At 68.8% G+C, this 23,818-nt stretch carries 13 protein-coding genes, 1 tRNA gene and 1 pseudogene; 5 read left to right on the forward strand and 10 right to left on the reverse strand.

Translation table 11 applies throughout. The annotated features are described in order from the left end of the window. Positions 1–147: 147 nt before the first annotated feature. Together MC380_RS14835 and mrcB are read right to left on the reverse strand one after the other, a co-directional pair. Positions 148–630: a hypothetical protein gene (locus MC380_RS14835; RefSeq protein ID WP_242165656.1), complete on the reverse strand. Its 483-nt coding sequence runs from the start codon at positions 628–630 to the stop codon at positions 148–150. A gap of 51 nt (positions 631–681) precedes the next feature. Then, positions 682–3,156, reverse strand: coding sequence for a penicillin-binding protein 1B (gene mrcB, locus MC380_RS14840; RefSeq protein WP_242165658.1), 2,475 nt, complete (start codon positions 3,154–3,156; stop codon positions 682–684). A gap of 131 nt (positions 3,157–3,287) precedes the next feature. Here mrcB and MC380_RS14845 point away from each other — a divergent pair, with 131 nt between their 5' ends. After that, the gene (locus MC380_RS14845) at positions 3,288–5,393 is read left to right on the forward strand and encodes a glycosyltransferase (RefSeq protein WP_242165660.1); all 2,106 of its coding nucleotides are present in this window, start codon (positions 3,288–3,290) and stop codon (positions 5,391–5,393) included. 8 nt (positions 5,394–5,401) lie between these two features. On the opposite strand, the gene MC380_RS14850 is transcribed toward MC380_RS14845, so the two are convergent. From MC380_RS14850 to hrpA, 3 genes are all read right to left on the reverse strand, one after another. Further along, the gene (locus MC380_RS14850; RefSeq protein ID WP_242165662.1) at positions 5,402–7,003 is read right to left on the reverse strand and encodes a hypothetical protein; all 1,602 of its coding nucleotides are present in this window, start codon (positions 7,001–7,003) and stop codon (positions 5,402–5,404) included. A gap of 35 nt (positions 7,004–7,038) precedes the next feature. After that, entirely contained in the window at positions 7,039–9,222 is a 2,184-nt protein-coding gene (locus tag MC380_RS14855; RefSeq protein ID WP_242102867.1) for a bifunctional (p)ppGpp synthetase/guanosine-3',5'-bis(diphosphate) 3'-pyrophosphohydrolase, read from the reverse strand. A gap of 71 nt (positions 9,223–9,293) precedes the next feature. Then, positions 9,294–13,310 (reverse strand): ATP-dependent RNA helicase HrpA, encoded by a 4,017-nt coding sequence (hrpA, locus tag MC380_RS14860; RefSeq protein WP_242165663.1) that lies wholly within the window; start codon positions 13,308–13,310, stop codon positions 9,294–9,296. 229 nt (positions 13,311–13,539) lie between these two features. On the opposite strand from hrpA, the pseudogene MC380_RS14865 reads away from it, so the two are divergent. The 3 genes and pseudogenes from MC380_RS14865 to MC380_RS14875 all read left to right on the forward strand — a co-directional run. Then, positions 13,540–14,016: pseudogene (locus MC380_RS14865) on the forward strand (Dps family protein); the annotation flags it as partial. Positions 14,017–14,348: 332 nt separating this feature from the next. Further along, the gene (gene recQ, locus MC380_RS14870; RefSeq protein WP_242102864.1) at positions 14,349–16,205 is read left to right on the forward strand and encodes a DNA helicase RecQ; all 1,857 of its coding nucleotides are present in this window, start codon (positions 14,349–14,351) and stop codon (positions 16,203–16,205) included. A 42-nt stretch (positions 16,206–16,247) separates the two neighbouring features. Then, on the forward strand, positions 16,248–16,724 hold the full coding sequence (locus MC380_RS14875) for a GNAT family N-acetyltransferase (RefSeq protein ID WP_242165665.1): 477 nt from the start codon (positions 16,248–16,250) through the stop codon (positions 16,722–16,724). Between the two features lie 82 nt (positions 16,725–16,806). Here the strand turns inward: MC380_RS14875 and MC380_RS14880 are convergent, their stop codons facing one another. Beyond that, positions 16,807–17,214, reverse strand: a complete 408-nt coding sequence (locus tag MC380_RS14880; RefSeq protein ID WP_242165667.1) for a DUF1801 domain-containing protein — start codon at positions 17,212–17,214, stop codon at positions 16,807–16,809. Between the two features lie 289 nt (positions 17,215–17,503). On the opposite strand from MC380_RS14880, the gene MC380_RS14885 reads away from it, so the two are divergent. Then, complete coding sequence (locus tag MC380_RS14885; protein ID WP_242165669.1) at positions 17,504–18,400, forward strand: alpha/beta hydrolase; 897 nt, start codon at positions 17,504–17,506, stop codon at positions 18,398–18,400. A gap of 65 nt (positions 18,401–18,465) precedes the next feature. On the opposite strand, the gene MC380_RS14890 is transcribed toward MC380_RS14885, so the two are convergent. The 4 genes from MC380_RS14890 to MC380_RS14905 form a co-directional block, all read right to left on the reverse strand. Beyond that, positions 18,466–18,541, reverse strand: a tRNA-Lys gene (locus tag MC380_RS14890). Between the two features lie 96 nt (positions 18,542–18,637). Next, positions 18,638–19,621, reverse strand: a complete 984-nt coding sequence (locus tag MC380_RS14895) for a hypothetical protein (RefSeq protein WP_242165671.1) — start codon at positions 19,619–19,621, stop codon at positions 18,638–18,640. Positions 19,622–19,702: 81 nt separating this feature from the next. Further along, the gene (locus tag MC380_RS14900) at positions 19,703–20,860 is read right to left on the reverse strand and encodes a right-handed parallel beta-helix repeat-containing protein (RefSeq protein ID WP_242102859.1); all 1,158 of its coding nucleotides are present in this window, start codon (positions 20,858–20,860) and stop codon (positions 19,703–19,705) included. After that, the gene (locus MC380_RS14905) at positions 20,850–23,816 is read right to left on the reverse strand and encodes an asparagine synthase-related protein (RefSeq protein WP_242102858.1); all 2,967 of its coding nucleotides are present in this window, start codon (positions 23,814–23,816) and stop codon (positions 20,850–20,852) included. Before MC380_RS14905 ends, MC380_RS14900 begins: the two co-directional genes overlap by 11 nt. Positions 23,817–23,818 lie beyond the last annotated feature (2 nt).

A 23,818-nucleotide genomic window follows, 5' to 3' on the forward strand; every position in this document is an offset into this window, starting at 1 on the left:
TGGGCGCCGCGATCAACTTCCCGGCGCATTCCTACCCAAGCCGCCGCAGCGGCCTTTGGAACCCGCTCGGCGAGGTTTGGCGGAACTTTTCCGCGCGCCCACCGCGCATCCGCATCCGCATCCGCATCCGCATCCGCATCCGCATGTTCAGAATCGCTCGAGCGCCGCCACCTTGCACGCCGCAAGCTGCTTGTTGGCCTCCGCTGCTCCCGCGCCATCATTGGCCGCATAGCGCACGGCACGGACCGTCGCCCAATGGCGGCGACACAACGGCCCGACCTTGGCTCCGATCTCGTAGGCGCGGCGCGCGCGCTGCTCGGCGCCAGCGAAATCCTTGAGCAGCAGCGCGGCTTCGGCGCGTTCCTGCAGCACCGCCGGATCGTCGGGCGTGATCGCCAGCGCCTTGTCCAGCGCCGCTGCCGCGTCTGCGTACTGCTTCTGCTGTTCAAGCTTCACCGCCTGCTGGCGCAAGTCCTCGACCATCGGATCGCGCAGCGGCTGCACCGCCAGTTCGCCTTCGCCGTTGCCGGCCGCAGCGCGGACGGCCGCCACCATCTGCGTGGGATCGGCCTGCGCCGGCTTGGTGGGCTGTGGCGGCGGCGTCGATCCGCAGGCGCACAGCAGCGCCATTACAGCACTCGACACAAACAGAAAGACGGGGCGGATCGGCAACTGCATGACTCACTGCTCCGGGATCGGTTGCGGTTGGGGCGGCGGAGGCGGAGGGGCCGGAGCAGGTGCGGGCTCCGGCTCGCCCTGGCGCGCGGGATCCTGCTCCTGCGGCTCGTCGCGGTCGCCGAAGCCGAACCAGTCGCGCCAGCTGCGGCGTTCCTCGCCCCCGTCCCCGTAGGCGTCTTCGCCATACGGGTCGACCGGTTCCGCATAAACGCAGGGCTGATGCGCCGGCACATAGCCCTTGACGAAGGGGAAGCGTCGCGCGCCCGGACAACCGGCGTCGGTGGAGTAGGACTGCGAAACCCAGGCCCATTCGATGCCGGTGTTGTCGACCTCGAGCGGTGCCGTGGGCAGGCGTGCGAACAGGTTCGACCACACCCGCATGCCGCCGGTGGCGCCGTACAGGCCGGTGGGCTTGTTGTCGTCGTTGCCGACCCATACCACGGCCAGGTGGTCGCCGGTCCAGCCGGCGAACCAGCTGTCGCGGCTGTCGTTGCTGGTCCCGGTCTTGCCCGCCGGCTTGAGCCTGCCACGGCCGTCGCTGATCAACTGGCGTCCGGTGCCACTGGTCACCGCATGCTGGAGCGCCAGCGTGACCAGCCGAGCGGACAGCGAGTCGCGCTCGGTTGCGGCCTGCGGCGCCTTGTCGTAGCGCTTGAGCAGCTTGCCGTTGCGATCGAGCACGCCACGCACCAGGCGCAGGGTCTGGATCTCGCCGCCGGTCGCGAAGAACTGGTACGCCTGGGCCATGGCATACGGGCTCTGGTCCACCGAGCCCAGGATCAGGGCCGGATTGCGCGGCGCGTCGAACCCGGCCAGGGTGCGCAGCAGGTCGGCCAGGCGGTCGGGCGTCACCTGCATGCCCAGGCGCACGGTGGCCTGGTTGTAGCTCTGCGCCAGCGCATCGATCATGCGCACGCTGCCGTGGCTGCGGCCATCGGAATTACCCGGATTCCAGCGCTTGCCGTTGTCCAGGCGGATGTTCACCGGTGAGTCGTCCAGCCAGGTCGCCAGGGTCCAGCGCGCCGGATCGGCGAGCGCCAGCAGGTAGACGAACGGCTTGAGCAGCGAGCCGAGGGGGCGCTTGGCCTCGATCGCGCGGTTGAACCCGTGTTCGGCGAAGGAACGGCTGCCGACCGCGGCGACCACGTCGCCGGTATGCGCATCGGTGACGACCATTCCCGCCTGCAGCGGCACCTTGCGCTTGCCCAACCCATCGAGCGTGCGCGTGACCGCTCCTTCTGCGTAACCCTGCGCCGAGGGCGCCATACCGCTCATCACGCTCAGGCCGGCGCCCTGCAGGGTTTCGGCGGGATAGTCGACCGCCAGCTGGCGGCGGATCAGGTCGACGTAGGCCGGGAACCGGTTGGCGGCGATGCTGCCCGCTTCCTTGGTCACGCCCAACGGCGCCCGCTTCGCACGTTCGAACTCGGCGGCGTCGATCAACCCGGCTTCGTGCATCTTGGCCAGGGCGAAGTTGCGCCGCTCGGTGGCGCGCTCGGGATGGCGGCGCGGATCGTACAGCGATGGCCCGCGCACGATGCCCACCAGCAGCGCGATCTGCTCGGTGCTGAGGTCGCGCTGGTCGCGGCCGAACCAGAATTCCGAGGCCGCGGCCACCCCGTGGATCGCCTGCGCCCCGCGCTGCCCCCAGTACACCTGGTTGAAGTACGCTTCCAGGATCGTGCGCTTGTCGTAGCGCATCTCGATCAGCATCGCGTACAGGATCTCGTTGAACTTGCGCTTGAGCGTCTGTTCGCGGCCGATGCCGAGCAGGCCGCTGCGTGCGAGCTGCTGGGTGAGGGTGCTGGCGCCCTGCCTGGCTTCGCCGGAGCGCATGTTGACGAACATGGCGCGCGCGATGCCCGACAGGTCGATGCCGTGGTGACGGGCGAAATCCCGGTCCTCCACCGCCTGCAGGCCGGTGACCAGCAGCTCCGGCACCTCGTCGATCTGCACCAGGCGCCGTTCTTCCTGCTTCTTCCCGTACAGCGTGGCGATGCGTGCCGGATCCAGGCGCACCGATTTCACCGTGCGCCTGCCGACCAGATCGCGCACCTGCGACACGCGACCGCCCGACAGCGTGACCTCGATGCGGCTGGGCGCCACCGGGCCGGTGATGTCGTTGAAGCCGCGGCTGGCGATCTTCCAGCGGCCGCCATCGCGCAGATAGCTGCCCGGCCGCTCGCCGCCGCCTTCGCGGTAGGACGCGGCGTCCAGCTCGGTCTTGAGCGTCTGCGCGTCCATCGCCAGACCGGGCGACAACTGCAGCGGGCGCCCGTAAACACGCGTGGGCAGCTGCCATTGCAACTGCCCGAACCGGCTGCCGACCTGATGATTCAGGTACAGGGTGTAGGGAATGAGGAAGCCAAGACCGAGGCCAACCGCCGCAAGTCCCCAGGTCAGAAGCCGCCGGCGCCAGTCCGGCGTCTCGCTGTCCAGGTCGGAATCGTCGTCTTCGTCGTAATCGATGCGGGCCAAGGCAGAACCATGGGATGCGACAATGGCGGCTGGTGCCGCGCGCGTACCTGTCGGAGCTGGCGAGTCTAGCGCAGCGTCCCCGGCCGGCCCGAGTGCCCCCCTCTTCTACAGTCAGCCGGAGTTCCGTTGGTATGTCGTGGTCGTTGGCCGATGCGCGATTCCTGCTGCAACGCGCGTCCGGCCTGTCCCGTCGGGGGTTGCTGAGCCTGCGTACCCGGGGCTGGCGCACGACCTGGGAGCGACTCATCGCGCAGTTGGGCGTGCTGCCGCCCAGGCTGCGTGAGCCACTGTGGTTCCCGGAGGGCGAGCCGACCGCTCCCGCAGCCATTTTTTCCGATCCCGCACCGCGCGCGAGCATCGTGATTCCGGTGTTCGGCCAGCTCGCCCATACCCTGCGATGCCTGCAGGCGCTCGCTGCGCATCCCCCGCACGCAGGCTGCGAAGTGATCGTGGTCGACGACGGTTCTGCGGATGACACGCAGCAGGCGCTCGCTGCCATCGCCGGATTGCGTTACCTCCGCCGCGAAGAGAATGGCGGATTCATCGCTGCCTGCAACGACGGGGCCGGAATCGCACGCGGCGAGTACCTGGTGTTCCTCAATAACGACACGATCCCGCAACCGGGCTGGCTGGATGCGCTTCTGGCACCTTTCGCCTCCCAGCCCGATACCGGACTCGTGGGGGCACAGCTGCGGTATCCGGACGGGCGACTGCAGGAAGCCGGAGGCGTGGTGTTCTCCGACGGCAATGCCTGGAATTACGGGCGCTACGGAAACCCGGACGATTGCCGCTTCGCATCCCTGCGCGACGCCGATTACGTCAGCGGGGCTGCCATCGCGATCCCGCGCGAGTTGTTCCGCTCGCTTGGAGGATTCGACGCGCACTACGCCCCCGCGTACTACGAAGACACCGATCTGGCTTTCCGGGTGCGAGCATCCGGCAGACGCGTGCTCTATCAACCGGACGCGGTCGTCGTGCACGAGGAAGGCGCAACGTCCGGCACGGACGTCGCCAGCGGCATCAAGGCCTACCAGACGCGCAATCGCGAGCGTTTCGCGCAACGGCATGCACAGGCGCTGGCTGCTTTCGGCGACGCGTCGGTGGCGCCTTCGCCAGCAAGCGTGCACCGCACGCGACGGCAGATCCTGATCATCGATGCGCTCACGCCAACACCGGATCACGATTCTGGCTCGCTGCGCCTGGTCAATCTGATGCGCCTGCTCATCCACCAAGGCGCACATGTAGTGTTCCTGCCAGCCAAGCGCACGCACGCGGACGAACACACGCACACCCTGCAAAAGCTGGGCGTGGAGGCCTGGTACGCGCCCTACGCCGGTCGCGCCACTGCCTGGCTTCGCGAACATGGTCCGCGCTTCGACACCGTGATGATCTGCCGCCACTACGTAGCGCGCGAGTTCCTTCCGCTCGTGCGCCGGCACGCGCCTCAGGCGCAAGTCGTCTTCGACACGATCGACCTGCATTACTTGAGGGAGCAGCGTGGCGCGGCGCTCGCCGGGGACGGTGCGCTGGCCCGCGCTGCGGCGCGCACGCGCGCGTTGGAACTGGACATTATCGCGCGCAGCGATCTCACCCTCGTGGTCAGCGAAGCCGAGCGCGCGCTCCTGGCCCAGGACGCGCCGCAGGCGCGGGTGGAAGTGCTATCCAACCTGCACCAGCTTGCCGACGATGGCTCGCCCTACGCACAGCGCCAGGACCTGGTGTTCGTCGGCGGCTTCCGCCATCCGCCCAATGTGGACGCGGTGCGCTGGTTCGTCGAAGAAGTCTTCCCACTGATACGTGCCGGCGAGCCCGGGATGCGGTTCCACTGCATCGGCGGCCACGTTCCGGCGGTCGTGCAGGCGCTGGCGGCACACGACGGCGTGCTGGTGCACGGACACGTCCCCGACATCGGGCCCTATATGCGCGGCTGCCGGATCGCACTGGCGCCGCTGCGTTACGGCGCGGGAGTCAAAGGCAAGATCAATCTGAGCATGGCGCACGGCCAGCCAGTGGTGGCGACATCGGTCGCGGTCGAGGGCATGCACCTGCGCGACGGTCACGATGTGCTCGTCGGCGATGACGCAGAAGCCTTTGCCGCTGCGGTGCTGCGGCTATACCGCGACGAATCGCTGTGGCAAAGCCTGGCGACCCATGGCCGGGAGAACGTGCAACGTCATTTTTCGATGGAGGCGGCAGCGGAGACGGTGCGACGGGTGTTTCTCACCGGCGCACGCTGAGCGGAGCTTCAATCCCGCGAGGCCGAAGCCGCGCGCAGGCGGGCGCGGAAATCCTCGATGCCCGGTGTCGCGCGATCGATGGACTCCGCAGACCGCAGCGCGGCGGCCGCAGACGCGACCTCCCCTGCTCCCAGCCGCTCGGCACCGACCGCCAGCCATCGCTGCGCCAACCTGCGCCTGGCCTGCCGGGTGACACTGCCTTCGCCTTCCAGGGCGATCCATGCGTCCAGGCAAATGCGCGCGCGCCCCAGGTCGTTGCGCGGCAATTCGCGTTCGAAGCATTGCTTCGCCGCCGGCACCAGGCGCGCCTGCGCACGTGCGACCCCCGGATGGGCGGGGGCCAGCGCGCGCGCGGCGCGCAGTTTGTCGTAGGCGCTGTCGCCCGGCGGAGTCAGCAGATCGCCGCGCGCCTCGGCCTGCGCCGCTTCGCGCAGCAGGGTGTCGACACGCGAGGCCTGAAGCCGGCTGGCGGCTGGCGGCAGCAACCGTGCGCGGGTTCTTCTGGCGTCCGCGATCCGATTCGCCGCGCGTTCTACCGCCTCGGAGCCGGGTGCGATCGCCCGGGCTTCGCGCAGTGCAGCCTCTGCGCCGCGGAAATCGAAGTCGGCCGCGGCGCGCTCGGCGCGCATGGCATGGGCTGCTGCCACCGCGGCCATCCCGCGGGCCGCGACGGCGTCTTCGGCATCGATCTGCAGCAATTGCCGGTATTTCCCGGCTGCCGCCTGCAGCTCGCCGCGGCGACGGTCGCGATCGGCACGCTGGCGCAGCTGCTCGATCGCGCGCGTCAGTTCGCCCTGACGCTGCGGAAGGTCGACATGTCCGGGGTCGTAGCCGCGCGCCGCGGCGATCATGGTCGCGGCTTGCCCGACCTGGCCCGACTGCAGCGCTCTGCGCGCCTGCTGCAGCAGCTCCGACAGCGCGTCTTCCCGGCCTTCCAGTGCGCGCAGGTTGTCCGGACGCAACGACAGCACGCGCCGATACACAGGCAGGGCCGCATCCCCGGCACCGTCCAGCCGCCCCTGTTCGCGCGCCACCTCGGCCTGGGCGAGCAGCCCTTCGATCCCTGCCACGTCGGCTTCCCGGGCGCGCAGGCGCGCGGCGACGGCCTCGGCGCTGGCACGCGGCACCTGGAGCTCACGCGCCAATGCCAGCTGCCGGTGCGCCAGCGCAAAATCGTCGCGTCGCAACGCCGCATCGGCCTGGGCAAGCGCGGCCTGCGCTACACGCGCAAGACCGGTGCGCGCTTCGTTACGGTCCGGATCGATCGCGATCGCGGCCTCGTACAGTTCGCGTGCGCCGCTACCATCGCCAGCGGTGAGATGTCCACGCTCCAGCGCGAGTGCCGCCTGCTCGCGTAATGCCTGGGCGCGCGTCTCGGGCCATATCCAGTCGGCCAACGGGCGCCGCAGCAGCACCGCCGCCAGAATCAGCATCGCCACCACCACCATCCATGCCAGGCGGCGCGCGCGCGGCATGAGCGGGCGGCGGTCGCGCGCAACTTCGTGGAAATCGAGCTGGTCCACCCGCCCCCAGCCCGGCTCCTGCCGGCGCGGGCCGGGCAGCGCGCGATGGGACTGCGGCTCGGGGTGGATGGGCGGGCTGGGATTCACGCGCGCAGGATAGGCGTATGACGGGCAGCGCGGCGTCACGCCCGCCGCGTCGACTCCACGCCCGAGAGCTGCTCGATCTTCCCCAGCAGGCGCGCCAGCTGCCCGAAATCCCGCACCCGCACCCGCAACCGCAACCGCACGCGATGGCCGCGCTGGGATTCGCTGTGGATGTCCAGCACGTGCGCATCTTCCTGTGCGATCAGGTTGGTCAGGTCCTTGAGCAGGTGCTTGCGGTCGAGCGCCTCGACCAGCACGCCGGTTGCGTGTCCGCCATCGCTGCGTCCCCACTCCACCGGCAGCACCCGTTGCGGCTGCGTCGCCGACAGGCGCAGGAATGCCGCGCAGTCCGCGCGGTGCACGGTCACGCCCCGGGCACGGGTCAGGTAGCCGGCGATGGGCTCGCCCGGCAGCGGCTGGCAACAGCGCGCAATCTGGACCAGTAGATTGCCCATGCCGACGACGGTAAACCCGGGAGTGCCGGCACCGGACGGCTTGCGCGGTTGGCGTGGCGCCGGCTGCGCCGAACCGGAATCCTCGCCCGCGCGCTCGTGCTCGAGCAGGGCGCGCCCGACCTGGTGCGGGCCGACGTCGCCCAGTGCCACCAGCACCAGCAGGTCTTCATAGCTGGCCACGTTGAACTTCGCCAGCACCGGAGTCGGGTCTGCCTGCAGCAGGCCCAGGCGCCGGAGTTCCTTCTCGAGCATCTCGCGCCCGGCCTGCAGGTTGCGCGCGCGGTCGAGCTTGTGGAACCACGCGCGCACCTTGTCGCGCGAGCGGGCGCTGGCCAGGAAGCCATTGGATGCCAGCAGCCAGTCGCGGCGCGGCTCGCCGGTCTTGGCCGTCAGGATCTCCACGCGCTCGCCCGTGTGCAGCCGGTAATCGAGCGGCACGATCCGACCGTCCACCTTCGCACCACGGCAGCGGTGGCCGACCTCGGTGTGCACGTGGTAGGCGAAGTCCAGCGGCGTGGCGCCCGCGGGCAGGTCGATCACCTTGCCCAGCGGCGTGAGCGCGTAGATCCGGTCTTCGACCAGTTCGGTGCCAAAGTTGCCGGACAGCGCCTGCTCGCCCTCGCGCCCTTCGGCGCTGGCTTCCAGCAGGCGACGCATCCATTCGATCTTGCGGTCGTTGGCCGCATTGGCCGCAGCGGACCGCTGCGAGCCGCCGCGGCCCCCATAGGAATGTTCCTTGTAGCGCCAGTGCGCGGCCACGCCGAGTTCGGCCTGCGCATGCATCTCGTGGGTCCGGATCTGCACTTCGAGGGTCTTGCCTTCGGGTCCGATCACCGCCGTGTGCAGCGAGCGGTAGTCGTTGTTCTTGGGCCGGGCGATGTAGTCGTCGAATTCGCCGGGCACCGGCGCCCACAGCGCATGCACCGCGCCCAGCGTCGCGTAGCAGGCCGCGACATCGTCGACCAGCACCCGCACCGCGCGCAGGTCGTAGAGCTCCCCGATCGGCACATTCTTCTTCTGCATCTTCTTCCAGATGCTGTAGATGTGCTTCGGCCGCCCGGCGACGTCGGCGACGATCTGCTGATCGCGCAAGGCGGCGCCCAGTTCACGCTTGACCTGCTCGATGTAATGCTCGCGGCCGGTCCGCTTGTCGTCGAGCAGGCGCGCGATGCGCCTGTAGGTGTCCGGTTCGAGGTAGCGGAAGGCCAGATCCTCCAGCTCCCATTTCAACTGCCAGATGCCCAGGCGGTTGGCGAGCGGCGCATGGATGTCGCGGGTGAGGCGGGCAAGCGCCTGGCGCTCGTCCTCTGGCAGGTCGCGCGACAGCCGCATCCGCGCCAGCTGCTCGGCCAGCAGGATCGGGACCACGCGCAGATCGCGCACGATCGCCAGCAGCAGCCGGCGCAAGCCTTCGGCATTGCCACCGGCCGACTGCCCGGCGTGCAGGCTCCATACCTGCGCTGCAGCGCGCTGGCCCTCGAGCAGCGGGGCGATTTCCGGATGCGTGCGTTCGAACGCCGCCATCTCCTCCACCGGGACGGCATTGAGTGCATGCACGAATGTCGCCGCCAGCGTGTCGGCATCGGCATTGAGGACGGAAAGCAGTTCCAGCGTATCCGCGAGCACGGCGTACCGTCCCGGCTCGGCGGGTCCGGCCCGGCGTGCGCACCCCGCCAATGCATCGCGCAACGCCTCGGGAAGCGCCGACAGCGGCGGCTGCGCAAGCAGGCTTTCGAATTGTTCGTTCCGGAGGTGCACGGCAGCCATCAACGCGATCAGCGTCCTACACTAGCGGTGTCCGTGCCTGCCGGCAAAACCATCGACGTCGCATTCGCAGGTCACGCCGACCGCTGCAGCTGGGCCAGGCGCGCGGCGAGCTTCTTCGGCGAGATGCCGCCCTTCGCGCCCAGCTCCTGCGCGAACATCGACACCCGCAGCTCCTCCAGGTCCCAACGCACTGCCTGCCAGTCCGGGTCGCCCGGGTGTTCGGACAGGGCAGCGGCCACCGCGTCGGCGAAGGGCTTGAGCTCGAGCATGCGCGCCTGGTCCTTCGCCGGATCATGCAAGGCGCGCTCGGCGCGCAGGGCGAGCGCCTTGAGGTAGCGCGGATATTCGGCAAGCGCGGCAGCAGGCACGTCACGGAGGAAGCCAGGAGGCAGCAACGCCGCGAGCTGGGCCTGCATGTCGTCGAGGTTGCCGCGCGCCCAGCCGAGCAACCTGCTGTCGAGCTTGGCGCGCACGGCGGCGACCTGGCCCAGGATGACTTCGGCCTGCTGCAGCCGGCGCATGGCTTCCGGGAACAGCGCCGTGGCGATCGCATCGCGACGCTGCGCGAACGCGCCGGCATCGCGGACCTGCTCCAGGCCGTCGGCGGCGAGCGCCGAGAACGCGCCTTCGACCAGATCCTCGCGCAGACGATCGCCCTTCGATCCGCCCGTTTGCGCCGTGGCCTGCAGCTGGCGCGGGGTCGCGGACTCGATCGCTGCATACAACAGCCCGGTCTTGGCCTGCACCGGCAATTGCTTGCGCGCCTGCTTGAGCCGGTCGGCCAGCGCGATGGCCAGCAGCCGGCGCACGCCCTGCGGATGCAGGCGGTGCGCCACCGCGCGATCGGCGTGCACCACGAGCGAAGCGCTGTCGCCGTCGTCCTGCAGCGAGGGATAGGCTGGCACGCCGCCCGCACCGGGCACCGATTCGGGGATCGGTGTATCGGGAAAGGCGATCAACCCCGGTTGCGCAAGCCCTGCTGCCGCGTGCGACGCGAATGCCTGTGCGGCGCGGGCGCCGAAGCGTTCGCGCAGCGCAGCGAGGTCGCGCGATTCGGCGAGCACGCGACGGTCGCTGGCTCGCTCCCCGGCGATGTCGAGCAGGCGCAGGTTCGCGTGCAGATGCGGATCGATCGCCGCCGGTTCGAAATCGGTCGCGGAAATCTCTACGCCGGCCAGGCGCTTGAGGAACCTGGCGAGCGCGCCCTCGATGCTGTCGGCCTCAGGCGCCGGATGCGCCTCTGCGAAGGCTTTGGCAAAGTCCGGCGCCGGCACGAAATTGCGCCGCAGCGGCTTGGGCAGCGACCGGATCAGCGCCGCCGCCTTGTCCTGGACGAAGCCCGGCGCGAGCCACGACAGCCGCGCCGGATCGAGCGCATTGAGCAAGTGCAGCGGCACGACCACGGTCATGCCATCGTCCGGCGCGCCGGGCTCGAACCGGTAGCGCACCGCCAGCCGGGCATCGCCCAAGGCGATGAACGCCGGGAATCGCGAGGCGTCGCTGCCGTCGCCGACCAGCAGGTCGTCGCGGGCCCATTCGAGCGCCGCTTTCTCGTCCTTCGCCAGTTTGGCGAACCAGGCATCGAGCGCCTGGGCACTGACGATGTGCGCGGGGATGCGCGCGTCGTACCACTGCGCCTGCGCCTCCTCGTCGATCACCAGGCCGGTGCGCCGCAGCTTGGCTTCTTCCTCCCGCGCCGATTCCAGCGTCTTCAGATTGCGCGCGAGAAAGGCGCCGCGCGTGTTGATCTCGCCCGCGACCAGCGCATCGCTCAGGAAAATCGCGCGTGCCTCGACCGGGTACAGCGCGCCGTAGTGCACCGGCCGCTTGGGCGCCAGCACCAGGCCGAACAGGCTGATCTGCTCGCTGCCGATCACCCGGCCCTGCGCGCGCGACCAGCGCGGATCGTGGTGGCGCCGCTGCAGCAGATGCGTCAGTTCGTCGATCGCCCAGTCCGGCTCGATCGCGGCATTGGTCAGAGCCCAGACCTTTTCGGTATCGAGCAGGGTCGCCGACAGCACCCATGGCGGTGGCTTGCGCGCGAGCGGCGAACCAGGAAACAGCTGGAACTTGCGCCCGCGCGGACCATCGTAGAGGCCCCGCTCGACCAGGTGCCCGAGCTGGGTGGGCAGGCCGGCGAGCAGGGCGCGATGCAAAAGTGCATAGGAACGAGGAACGAGGAAGGAGGAACGAATGCCCGATGGATCGGCTTCGCCCACACTTGTTCCTCGTTCCTTTTCACTCGTTTCTCGAATTCCCCATCCCAGTTCCTCGCACTGCAGCTTCAGCTGCCGGTGCAGCTCGCGCCATTCGCGCAGACGCAGGAAACCCAGGAAGTGCTTGTCGGCCCACTTGCGCAGCTGCGACTGAGTCAGCTCCTCGTGCGCCTGGCGATAGGCATCCCAGAGTTTGAGGATGCCGACGAATTCGGATTTCGCGTCCGCGAATTGCGCATGGGCGTTGTCTGCCGCCGCGCGCGCATCGGCGGGGCGCTCGCGCGGGTCCTGGATACCGAGGAAGCTGGCGATGACCAGCATCTGGTGCAGGCAACCATGCCGCTGCGCGGACACCAGCATGCGGGCGAGCTTCACGTCGATGGGCAGCCGCGCCATGCTGCGGCCGATCGCGGTGAGCTTGCGCTCATCGTCGACCGCGCCCAGCTCGGCCAGCTGCTGCCAGCCGTCGGCGATTGCGCGCGCATCGGGTGGTTCGAGAAAAGGAAACGATTCGATGCTGCCCAGCCCCAGCGAGAGCATGCGCAGGATCACCCCGGCGAGCGCAGCGCGCCGGATCTCCGGGTCGGTATAGGCCGGGCGCGAGGCGAAATCAGCTTCGGCATACAGCCGGTAGCAGATGCCCGGCGCGATGCGGCCGCAGCGCCCCTTGCGCTGGTCGGCGCTGGCCTGACTGACCGGCTCGATGTGCAGGCGGTCGAGTTTCTGCCGCGGGCTGTAGCGCTTGACCCGGGCCAGGCCTGGGTCCACCACGTAGTGGATCCGCGGCACGGTGAGCGAGGTCTCGGCCACGTTGGTGGCCAGCACGATCCGTCGCTGCGAGCCTGGGTGGAAGACGCGGTCCTGGTCGCGTGCGGACAGGCGCGCGTACAGCGGCAGCACTTCGGTGTGCCGGTATTTGCGCTGCTCCAGGGCCCGGTGCGCGTCGCGGATCTCGCGCTCGCCGGGGAGGAAGATCAGGGTGTCGCCCATGGAGCGGTCCCGCGCAATCTCGTCGCAGGCGGCGACGATCGCGTCGAGCACGCTGCGTTCGCCTCCTTGCCCCTCGCCTGAGGCGCCGCGCGCGCCGGCGGCAGCGGCCATGTCGCCTTCGCCCTCCAGCGGCCGATACCGCACTTCGACCGGAAACCCGCGTCCCTCCACGTTCACCACCGGCGCGTTGCCGAAGTGCGCGGCGAAGCGCTCGGTGTCGATCGTGGCCGAGGTGACGATCACCTTCAGGTCGGAGCGCCGCTCCAGCAGCTGCTTCAGGTAGCCGAGCAGGAAATCGATGTTGAGGCTGCGTTCGTGCGCCTCGTCAACGATGATCGTGTCGTAGCGTGAGAGCCAGCGGTCGGTCTGGATTTCCGCAAGCAGGATGCCGTCGGTCATGAACTTGACCGCGGTCTGCTCGCTCACGTTGTCGCTGAAGCGCACCTGGAAGCCGACCGCGCCGCCCAGCGGCACCTGCAGTTCCTCCGCCACGCGTCGCGCCACGGCCCGCGCCGCGATCCGACGCGGCTGGGTGCAGCCGATCAACCCGGCCGCGCCGCGCCCGGCCGCCAGGCACAGCTTGGGCAGCTGGGTGGTCTTGCCCGAGCCGGTTTCGCCGGCGATCACCACCACCGGATGCGAGCGGATCAGTTCGACGATCCGCTCGGCTTCGCCGGCGATGGGTAGATCGGGCACGACAGGGGCTTGCGGCAGCGCGGCAGCCCGGGCGGCACGCAACGCGACCGAAGCCTGCAGTGCGGATTCGAACCCGGCCCGCGCACCCGCGTCGCCGGGCTTTGCCTTCCACTTCGACCACAGGCCGAGCAGCCGTCCGCGATCACGCGTGCAGGCGGCGTCCAGACGCCGACGTGCCTGGCTCAATGCCCGCTGGTTCGGCGCGTGATTGTTTTCGGCTTCGATAGGCTGCATGAATTCGTACGAACGATAACTTTCATTTCAACGATGCACGTACCTGGCGTATGGTCAGCGCATCCACGAAAGGAGTGCCCCCATGGCCAAGTCGAAAAGCGGCAAGTCCAACAAGTCGAAGAACCCCCCGGCCGGCGCGGTTCCGAATCCGGCCGCCTCGCCAGGTCCGGCCGACAAGGGACCGGCGATCGATATCGGGATCGGCGCGGGCGATCGCAAGAAGATCGCACAAGGCCTGTCCACTTACCTGTCGGATGCGTTCACGCTTTACCTGAAGACGCACAACTTCCACTGGAACGTGACCGGACCGATGTTCAACGCCCTGCACACCATGTTCGAGGCACAGTACACCGAGCAGTGGAACGCGCTGGACGACGTGGCCGAACGTATCCGCGCCCTGGGATTCAACGCCCCCGGTTCGTATGCCGAGTTCATCCGCCTGTCCTCGATCGGCGAAGAACCAGGCCTGACCCAGGCGCCGGACTGGCGCGAGATGGTGCGCCAGCTGGTGGTGGGCAACGAGGCAGTCTGCCGCACCGCGCGCAAGGTGCTCAAGACCGGCGAAGGCGGCGGCGACGACCCGACGGTGGACCTGATGACCCAGCGTCTGCAGACCCACGAGAAGTACGCCTGGATGCTGCGCTCGCTGTTGCAGTAGGGCCTGCCCCGGACCCGATCCGGGGTCGGGCCTCCGCGCCCGACGATTGGCCGGCCACGGAAGGTGGGGTCAGGCTCCGGGCCCTGATGCCCGAACAAACGCCGAAGCTGTAGGTCGGGCCTACGCGCCCGACGTGCGCACAACTGCACGGCCTCCAGGGCAGCCACCATAAGGCGTGCCACACCCCGACGTCCGCGCAACCCATCATCGCGAAGCGTCGGGGCCGTAGCCCCGACCTACGAGCGGGTCGATAGCGGAAAGCGGAGTTTTCCTGCCCCATCCAGCGGGGTTCCCGTACACCGGGTGAGACGGACGGTTGCTAACCTGCCCGGATGTCCGCCGTCCCTGATCTCCCCGCCCAACCCGCTGCCCTGGATCGGCTGCGCGACGTCTTCGGCTACGACGCCTTCCGCGGGCCGCAGGCCGAGATCGTCGCGCATGTGATGGCCGGCGGCGATGCGCTGGTGCTGATGCCCACCGGCGGCGGCAAGTCGCTGTGCTACCAGCTGCCAGCGCTGCTACGCGCAGGCACGGCCATCGTGGTCTCGCCGCTGATCGCGCTGATGCAGGACCAGGTGGAAGCGCTGCGCCAGCTGGGGGTGCGGGCGGCCTTCCTCAATTCCAGCCTGGACGCGCAGGCGGCGAACGCGGTCGAGCGCCAGCTGGCCGCGGGCGAACTGGACCTGCTGTACGTGGCGCCCGAGCGCCTGCTCACCCCACGCTTCCTCTCGCTGCTCGAACGCGCGCACATCGCCCTGTTCGCGATCGACGAGGCCCACTGCGTCTCGCAGTGGGGCCACGACTTCCGCCCGGAATATCGCGAACTCACCCTGCTGCACGAACGCTGGCCGAACGTGCCACGGATCGCCCTGACCGCCACCGCCGATACTCCCACGCGCAACGAGATCGTCGAGCGCCTGGCGCTGGAGGACGCGCGCCAGTTCGTCAGTTCGTTCGACCGGCCGAACATCCGCTATACCGTGGTGCCCAAGCATGGCGGTCCGCGCCAGCTGCTCGACTTCATCGATGCACGCCGCGGACAGACCGGCATCGTGTACTGCCTGTCGCGGCGCAAAGTGGAGGCCACGGCGCAGATGCTGGCCGACGCCGGCATCACCGCCCTGCCCTACCACGCCGGCCTGGACGCGGCCGTGCGCGCGGATCACCAGCGCCGCTTCCTGCGTGGCGAGGGCGTGGTGATGGTGGCCACGATTGCCTTCGGCATGGGCATCGACAAACCGGATGTGCGCTATGTCGCCCATCTCGATCTGCCCAAGTCGATGGAAGGCTATTACCAGGAGACCGGCCGGGCCGGCCGCGACGGCGAGCCCTCGGAAGCCTGGCTCGCCTACGGCCTGGGCGATGCGACCCTGCTGCAGCGGATGATCGCTGCCTCGGACGCGGCCGAGCAGCGCAAGCTGCTGGAGCGCCGCAAGCTCGATGCACTGCTCGGCTACTGCGAATCCACCGATTGCCGGCGGCGCACTCTTCTCGCCTACTTCGGCGAAGCGCACCCGGGCCGATGCGGCAACTGCGACAACTGCCTCTCGCCGTCGCAGACCTGGGACGGCACGGTGACCGCACAAAAGGCCCTGTCCTGCGTCTACCGCACCGGCCAGCGTTTCGGCGCAGCCCACCTGATCGACGTGCTGCGCGGTGCCGACAGCGCCAAGGTGCAGCAGTTCGGTCACCAGCACCTGAGCACGTTCGGCATCGGCCAGGAACTGGACGCCAGGCAATGGCGCAGCGTGTTCCGCCAGCTGGTGGCCGCGGGTCTGCTCGAGGCGGACGTGGAAGGCTACGGCGCCCTGCGCCTGACCGCGGACAGCGGCGCCGTGTTGCGTGGCGAACGCACGCTGGCGCTGCGCAGCGATCCGCCCGCGACCCGCAGGCGGGGAAGGCGCGACGGGGCTGCCGGCCCGATGGCCCGCTCACCCGTCGACCTGCCGGTCGACGCCGCGCAGCGGTTCGAGGCGCTGCGCAGTTGGCGCGCCGAAGTCGCGCGCGAGCAGAACCTGCCGGCGTATGTGGTGTTCCACGATCGCACCCTGCGTGCGGTCGCACTCGATCCACCGCGCGATCTGGACGCGCTTTCGACGGTGGAAGGCATCGGCGCGGCCAAGCTCGCGCGCTACGGCGCGCAGCTGATGGCGGCGCTCGAGCGCGCCACCGACGCGCGTGAGGCCTGATCCATTTGCGCACGTAACGGACAAGCAATCGTGGTGGTTGGAATGAACATCAGAAACGCCCATGCCGCGGAGATCGATCGTCTGGCCCGCATCTGGTACGACGGCTGGCAGGACGCCCACGCGCAGATACTGCCGGCAGAACTGGCGCGCCTGCGTACCTTCGAGAGCTTCGGCGAGCGGCTGCGGGCCGCGCTCGACCAGGTCCGCGTGGCCGAGCTGTCAGACGAAACCGTCGGTTTCTGCATGGTCCATGGCGACGAGCTCTATCAGCTCTTCGTCACCGCAGCTGCGCGTGGATCCGGCGTGGCCGCGGCGCTCGTGGCCGATGCCGAGGCGCGCCTGGCCGAAGCGGGCGTCGCCACCGCCTGGCTGGCCTGCGCGATCGGCAACGAGCGCGCCGCCCGCTTCTACGAGAAGTGCGGTTGGCAGCGCACCGGCACCGTCGTCAATCCGCTGGACACGCCAGCCGGTGTCTTCAGGCTGGAAGTGTGGCGCTATGAGAAGCGGCTGGTGGGCTGACGGCCATCGCGACCTGCAAGGCTTCGGCTGTCGAGCGAATCCGGCTGCTTCGCCAGCGACCAGGCAAACGTCCGGATGGGCGCTAAGAGTTCGTGCCCTGTGGGACCTTGGCTGCAACCCTTGGGTCGCCGAGCTGTTGGTTCAGCTCGATTGCCGCCTCGACCAGGCTCCTGGCCCGCGCAGGACTCACTTCATCGCCCTCGACCAGCACCATATTGGCCAATTCGTACCTGCCGCTTGGCTTCAGGCGCCTGTCAACGTTCGCCAACCGCTTGCCGCGCCAGAAGCCAAACAGCACGCGCGTTTCCTCGGCTCGGATCAGCAGCACGGGGCCATTAAAGGAATAGACCAGGTGCCCCCACTTGATCCGTTCTTCCAGCTTTCCCGCTGCAAGCGCGGAACGACGCAGGCTCTCGACGAGGACCTTGCGCCAGCCGGTGAGCGCAGCGACGTATGCGGCGGGCGAGTCTGCGGGAACTGATTTCTTCATGAGGGCAGCGTGACGGCAATCTGGCCGAACCCGAAAACGGTCTCGGCTCGAGTGACTTGTCAACCACTCCGTTGAGTATCGGGTGTATGGCATTTTCCCGGATTGGCTCCAGTGAAACACGCACCGCTGGGTCTTCCAAGCATCGCTTTCGAGGCGTTTGATAGGGCCAATCGAGAATTTTCTCCAGCCAACTACCCGAGCAGGCCCGATGCTCAGTCGTCAACGATTTCCGTGCCGTTCACTGCACCTGCAGTCCGGCGCTTGTGCGCGAGCGATTCCCCGAACGGCAATGGCATGCATTCTGCTCGCAACCATGCCCGCATTGGCGACCGGGACCCGGTCTTCGGAGCGGATATTTGCCAGCGCGTTCGCCCAGACATCCGAGGGCGTCACGATCCACTACCTGCACGGTGGCAAGGAAAGCCCGCATCCGACAGTCGTATTCGTGCCTGGCTGGACCTGGTCGGCATCGATCTGGACGGAGCAGATGCGAGCCTTGGCCGATACGCGCCGCGTGGCGGCCATCGATCCGCGTTCGCAGGGCGAATCCTCCCAGGCGCCGAGCGGAAACACTCCGGAGGGCAGGGCCGACGACCTGCACGCGCTGCTTCCGAAATTCAGCGAATCGCCTGTGGTGCTGGTGGGCTGGTCGCAAGGCGTGCAGGACATCGCCGCCTATATCGAGCGCCATGGCACCGGGCGCATCGCCGGGTTGGTACTGGTGGACTCCGCGTTGGCGGCCGGGCCGGCAAGTTTCACTGTTGACCCGGAGGGAACCAACCTGCTGCTGCGCCGGATCTCCCTCTACGCCCACTATCCCAGCGAATATCTCGCCGGAATGATCGATGCGAGCCTGGTCCAGCCGATGAGCGCGGACAGGAAATCCTCGCTGGTGCGTGCGTCCGCGAAAACGCCGACGAATACCGGGATTGCGATGCTGGTATCCGACCTGCTCACCACCGACCGGCGCGGCGTGGTTGGCAAGATCGACAGGCCCACGCTGATCGTCGCTGCGGAGAACTCAGGCGAGATCGAGGCGCTGCGGCAGATGGCGCGCGATATACCAGGCGCGCAGCTGAGCGTGATATCGGGCGCAGGGCACGCGGTCTTCGTCGACCAGCCCGTGCATTTTTCCGAGGCACTCGCCCGGTTCCTGGACGACCTGCCGGGAACGAAGCCCCGATAGGTACGACCCGCGACCGCAACGACGGGCTTGAGACGCCCGGATCCGAGGAGTTGGTTGCGCTGCGATGGTGGGCCGTGATGGATTCGAACCATCGACCAGCGGATTAAAAGTCCGATGCTCTACCGACTGAGCTAACGGCCCACATGAGGCTCCGGCGCGCGGGCCAGACCGGGCATTTTAGCGCAGCGGCGACGGTATGCGGACGCGGGCGCCCACAGGGCTGTCCCCGGCGCGCGCTCACCTCGGTGTGGCGGGTCGGTCGCCTTGCGCCTGCCGCGCGCGTTCGAGCCGGTAGGCTGCGATGCGGACTTCGGCTGCATCGGGAGCCAGCGCGCGGGCGGCGGCGATCTTGTCGAAGGCGCTTTCCCCGGGCGGGTCCATCAGGTCGCCACGCGCCAGGGCGTTGGACGCCTCATCCAGCAGGCTGCGAACGCGGGTTTGCCGCGCGGCATCGACAGACGAGGGAAGCCGCGCGCGCGCCGCACGCGCGCGCGCCAGATCGTCGACGGCCTCGCGCACTGCGACGGCATCCGGATCCAGGTTGCGGGCCATGGCGAGTTCCTGCTCGGCCGCGTCGAAGTCGAAATCCGCCGCCAGCCGTTGCGCGCGCACAGCATGGGCAGCGACGATCTTCGCCAGGCCTTCCTCGGCGGCGGTGTCGTTGCTGGAGCGTTGGAGCACCGCGCGGTATCCGTCGGCCGCCTGCTGCAGGCGCCCGCGACGCAGGTCTTCGTCGGCGCGGCTGCGCAGGGCTTCGGTTTCCCCGGCCGCTCGCGCGGATTCGGTTGCCGCGGCTTTCGGTGCGTCGGTGGCGTCGTTGTCCGCGGCAATGGCGGACGGTTCGACCGGCGGCGCTTCGCGCGCGGGCGGCGCTTGCGCAGGTGCGGACAGGGCGCGAAGCGGAGCGGGCTCCGTCGCATCGGCCGTATCGGTCGTGGCGCGTGGCGGCGGCGTGGCGGCGGGCGGTACCTGCTCCGGCGGGCGCGCGGCAAGGGGGCGGGCGTCGTTCTGCAATCGCTGCCCCTCGGCCTGCCGGCCACCGACATAGGGTTGCCACAACGGCTGCGCGAGCACCGTCAGTACCGCGACGGCGGCCACGCCCGACAGCCAGGCGAGCGCGCGCAGGGGCGTGCGCCAGCGTACGCGCAAGCGTTCCGACTCGCGCTTGCGTTCGGCCGCGCGGCGCGCGATGTGGAGTGGCAGGTCGCGATAGTCGCTCATCGATTCGCCATCATTGCTTCGGTGTGGATCGCGGCGGCTCTCCGTGATTGGTCATTGCCTCGCACGTGAGACCGGGCGGGTTCAGCGGTCCGCATCATCGAGGAACTGGTTGCCGGCCAAGGTGATTCCCGATGTGTCTTCCGCCTGCCGGATGTGCGCGCCCACCGGCAGCTTGGCGCGCTTGGCGTCACCGCGGCGGCGCAACGAATTGCCGCGGAAGCGGTTGCCGCTGACCCTGAAGTCGCGGGTGCGCGTGCGCAGCAGCACGCCGGTGTAGCCGTTGTCGCGGATCTCGTTGTCCTCGATGGTGCCGTCGGCGGCTTCGATGGCAAGCACGCCATAGCCGCGATTGTCCTCGATGGTGCAGCCGCGGATGGTGACGCCGCGCACGCGGTGGTAGATCTGGATGCCGCTGCCGTGATTGCCGTGGATGCGGCAGTTCTCGATATGGGCGCGCTCGACGTTCCAGGGCGGATCGGCTTCCAGGTCGATGCCGCACTGGGGCATCGTCCCGGCGGTGTCGCTGAACTGGCAGTCGTAGACGCGCACGCCCCGCGAATGGCCGATCGTGAGCGCCTGGCGGCGGTTGCCGGTGCTGACCACGTTGACCAGCACGATGTCCTCGCTGGGCTCGGGCACCTTGTCGGTCTTCTTCGCCCTCTTGCCGCCGATGGCGATGCCGTCGCCCCAGCAACCCGACACATGAATGTCGCGCACGGTGACGCGCCTGGCGCCGTACAGCGCGATGCCGTGGCCCCACTCGCCGCTGTCGCCGAGGTGTCCATCACGGTCTCCCTGGATGCGGCCCCCGGAAATCTCCACGTCACTGACGCGGGCGCCTTCCAGCACATAGGCGCGTTCGGCCGCGTTGGGTTTGGCCAGCAGGCGTGCGTCGGGGGCGAGGTCGAGGTGCATCCTGCTGCGCAGGACCACCCGGCGCGTGGGGTCGATCACGTAGCTGCCGGCCGGGACTGCGACCGTGCCGCCATCCTCCGGCAGGGAATCGATGGCGCGCTGGAACGCGGCGGTATCGTCGTTCATCCCGTCGCCGCGCGCGCCGGTGCTGCGCACGTCGATCCGGGTCGCGCCGCGCTGGCGCCGGGGTGCCGTGCGCTGCGCCATCGCGGCCAACGGCCCGGCGGCGAACGCGAGCGGCATCGCCAGCAGCAGCCGCCTGCGCAGCAGATCGATGGGTTGCCGCGGTACGCATCCGATGCGACGACGCAGCCTAGACGTCACCGCGCCCTCCTTGATCGGCATCCTGCGCGCCGTGGCACGCGATCCAGGGCAACACCACCGCCAGCAGATAGAACTTGGAGGCGTGGTACTTGTTGCCGAGGCGTCCGCGGTTGCGTTCCAGCCAGCCGGCAGCGCCGGGCAGCACGTCGCGCGCCTCGGCGGCGAAGGCATGGACCTGGTCGAAGCGCTGTTGCGCCAGCCCGCGCAGATCGAAACGGAAGCAGCCCTTGTGCTCCACGTACGGGAGCCGCTCGAAGCGCGTGGCGATGTGTCGCCGCACCAGGGCCTTGTTGGCACGGGTCACCGGATCGACGTGCTGATCGGACGGCACCTGCCGGTACACCCAGTCGCGCAGGACCCGGTCGCAGAACGGGTACGCCACCTGCAGGCCCAGCGCGCTGGCGGTGTACAGGCCCTTGGCGAATCCACCGGCGGCCTCGGAGATGGTCAGCGTGATCGCCTTCCAGTCGTCGCTGCTGGGTACCGACGCGATCTCCGAACGGAACGATGCCAGACGCGCCTTCGACAGCGTGGCGATCTCGCGGCCGAAAATCTCGTCGACCTCGCTGTTGGTGAAGCGCGAGCCGGGAAACAGCCGCTCGCTCGGATCCATCTGCAGGGTCGAAAGCAGGTAGCAGGCCTTGAAGCTGCGGCCGAGCAACGGCAGTTCGGTCAACCAGCGCGGCAGCCGCAGATCGCGCGCCAGCCAGGACAGCACCCGATGCTGCGAATGCATCGGCGTGCCGAAATAGATATCGGAACCCAGCCCGTCGACCGTGCCATCGCCGTTTTGCGCCGCGATCGTCGTCGCCATGTCGGCATAGGACAGCAGGGCGAAGTCCGCGGTCAGCAACGGCATCTGCGGCAGCATGGCCAGATAGCGGTCGTAGGCGCGGCCCGGATCGCAGGTCAGGACCTCGTGGCGCAGCCCCAGCCTGCTGGCCACGGCATGCGCGGAAGCGATCTCGTTCTCCTCGCGTCCACCCAGGTAGGTGATGCACACCGTGTCCGGGCGCACCTCGGCCGCCGCGATGGCGAGCGTGGTCGAATCCTTGCCGCCGCTCTGCAGCAGCCAGGGCTGGCCGATCTTCGCGCAGGAGCGCTCGAACGCCTCGCACAGCAGGCGGTGGTACTCGGCGACGGTGGCTTCTTCGTTGTCGCCCTCGGCGCGCTTGCCGCTGTCGCGGAAGTTGAAGTGGAACTGCGGCTCGTCGTGCATGTCGTGGCGCGGATCGAAGCCGAAGGTCGCCAGCTTCACGTCCTCGAAGACCGAGTGCGGCGGATAGACGAAGCCGTTGCGCAGCAGGTCGGCCATGGAGACCTCGTCCAGCCGGCTGCGACGGCGGCCGCCGCCGTCGACCGCCGAGAAGTCCGGCCTGCCGTAGTAGGGCGACATGGTGATCTGCACCCGCGCCTGCTGCGACTGCGGCCGGCGCTGGCTGTGCTGCACCAGCCACGGCAGCACCACCGCCAGCAGGTAGAACCTGGAGGCGTGGTACTTGTTGTCCATGCGCTTGCGGTTGCGCTCCAGCCAGGTCACGGCACCGGGCAGCAGGTCGTGCGCCTGCACGGCGAAGTCGTGGACCTGGTCGAAGCGCTGCCGCGCCAGGCCGCACAGGTCGAAGCGGAAACAACCCTTGCGCGCGACGTACGGCAGGTGCGCGAAGCGCGTGGCGATATGCCGGCGCACCAGCACCTTGTTGGCCCGGGTCACCGGATCGATGCGCTGTTCGGACGGCAGCTGCGTGTAGACCCATTCGCGCAAAGCGCGATCGCAGAACGGGTAGGCCATGCGCAACGACAGCGCCGGCGCGGTGTAGAGACCCTTGGCGAAGCCGCCGGCGATGCCGGAGATCGAACTGGTGATCGCCCAGTACTCGTCGAGGTTGGCGGCCGATTCGATCTCGGACAGGAACGGGGCGAGACGCGCCCTGGATTGTTCGGAGATTTCGAGACCGAACAACTCGTCGACCTCGGCATCGGTAAATCTCGAACCCGGAAACACGCGCTCGAGCGGATTCATCTGCAGCGTCGACATCAGATAGCAGAACTCGAAATTGCGCCCCAGCAACGGCAGCTCCGTGGCCCGGCCCGGCAGTCGCAGCCCGCGGGCCAGCCAGGACAGCATGCGCTCGCGCCGCTGCACGGAAGCGCCGAAGTAACCGTCCGCGCCCATGCCATCGATGATGCCGTCTCCGCCTTCGCCAGCGATCGTGGTCGCCAGGTCCACGTACGAGAGCAGCGCGAAATCCGCGGTCGGCAGCGGCATGCGCGGCAGCAGCTCCAGATAGCGGTCGTAGGCGCGCCCCGGGTTGCAGATCAGCGTCTCGTGACGCAGGCCGAGCTTTTCCGCAACCAGCGTGGCGGAAGCGATTTCGTTCTCCTCGCTGCCGCCCAGATAGGTAATGCAATGCGTCTCCGGCCGCACTTCGGCAGCGGCGATCGCGAGCGGCGTGGAATCCTTGCCGCCGCTTTGCAGCAACCATGGTGAACGGATTTCCCGGCACGAGGCTTCGAACGCGTCGCACAACAACTGGTGGTACTTCTCCACCCAGTCGACGTTCGTCCCGTCGTGTCGCTGGCTGCGCCCGCTCTCATGGAACTGATAGCGGAACTCCGGCTGGCCGTGCATGTCGTGCTGCGGATCGAAGCCCGGCGTGGCCAGCTTGAGATCGCGATAGATCGAATGCGGCGTGTACACGAAGGCGTTGCGCAGCAGGTCGGCGACCGACACCAGATCGAGCGGCGCGCCGGCTTTGTACTCGTCGGTCAGCGCGGAGAAGTCCGGCTCGTCGAGGTAGGGCGACATGGCGATCTGCAGACGCCGCGCTTCGCCGTCCGCCGTGATGGCGTCGGCCGGCTCGGACATCGACGGCGGTTGCAGTGGCGGGCGCGCGGCCTGCGACGCGGCGAGGGCGTCGCAGTCGAGTTCGCTGGCGACGATAGACGACGACATGT

It is taken from the genome of Lysobacter sp. M15 (genome assembly GCF_022662515.1).
GTDB lineage: Bacteria > Pseudomonadota > Gammaproteobacteria > Xanthomonadales > Xanthomonadaceae > JAKPBU01.

Excerpts from the sequence above, each read along its gene's own strand:
- MC380_RS14880 (WP_242165667.1), bottom strand. The coding sequence starts at position 17,214 with ATGAAGAAATCAGTTCCCGCAGACTCGCCCGCCGCATACGTCGCTGCG.
- MC380_RS14885 (WP_242165669.1), top strand. The coding sequence starts at position 17,504 with ATGGCATGCATTCTGCTCGCAACCATGCCCGCATTGGCGACCGGGACC.
- MC380_RS14875 (WP_242165665.1), top strand. The coding sequence starts at position 16,248 with ATGAACATCAGAAACGCCCATGCCGCGGAGATCGATCGTCTGGCCCGC.
- MC380_RS14905 (WP_242102858.1), bottom strand. The coding sequence starts at position 23,816 with ATGTCGTCGTCTATCGTCGCCAGCGAACTCGACTGCGACGCCCTCGCC.
- MC380_RS14895 (WP_242165671.1), bottom strand. The coding sequence starts at position 19,621 with ATGAGCGACTATCGCGACCTGCCACTCCACATCGCGCGCCGCGCGGCC.
- MC380_RS14845 (WP_242165660.1), top strand. The coding sequence starts at position 3,288 with ATGTCGTGGTCGTTGGCCGATGCGCGATTCCTGCTGCAACGCGCGTCC.
- recQ (WP_242102864.1), top strand. The coding sequence starts at position 14,349 with ATGTCCGCCGTCCCTGATCTCCCCGCCCAACCCGCTGCCCTGGATCGG.
- MC380_RS14835 (WP_242165656.1), bottom strand. The coding sequence starts at position 630 with ATGGCGCTGCTGTGCGCCTGCGGATCGACGCCGCCGCCACAGCCCACC.
- MC380_RS14855 (WP_242102867.1), bottom strand. The coding sequence starts at position 9,222 with ATGGCTGCCGTGCACCTCCGGAACGAACAATTCGAAAGCCTGCTTGCG.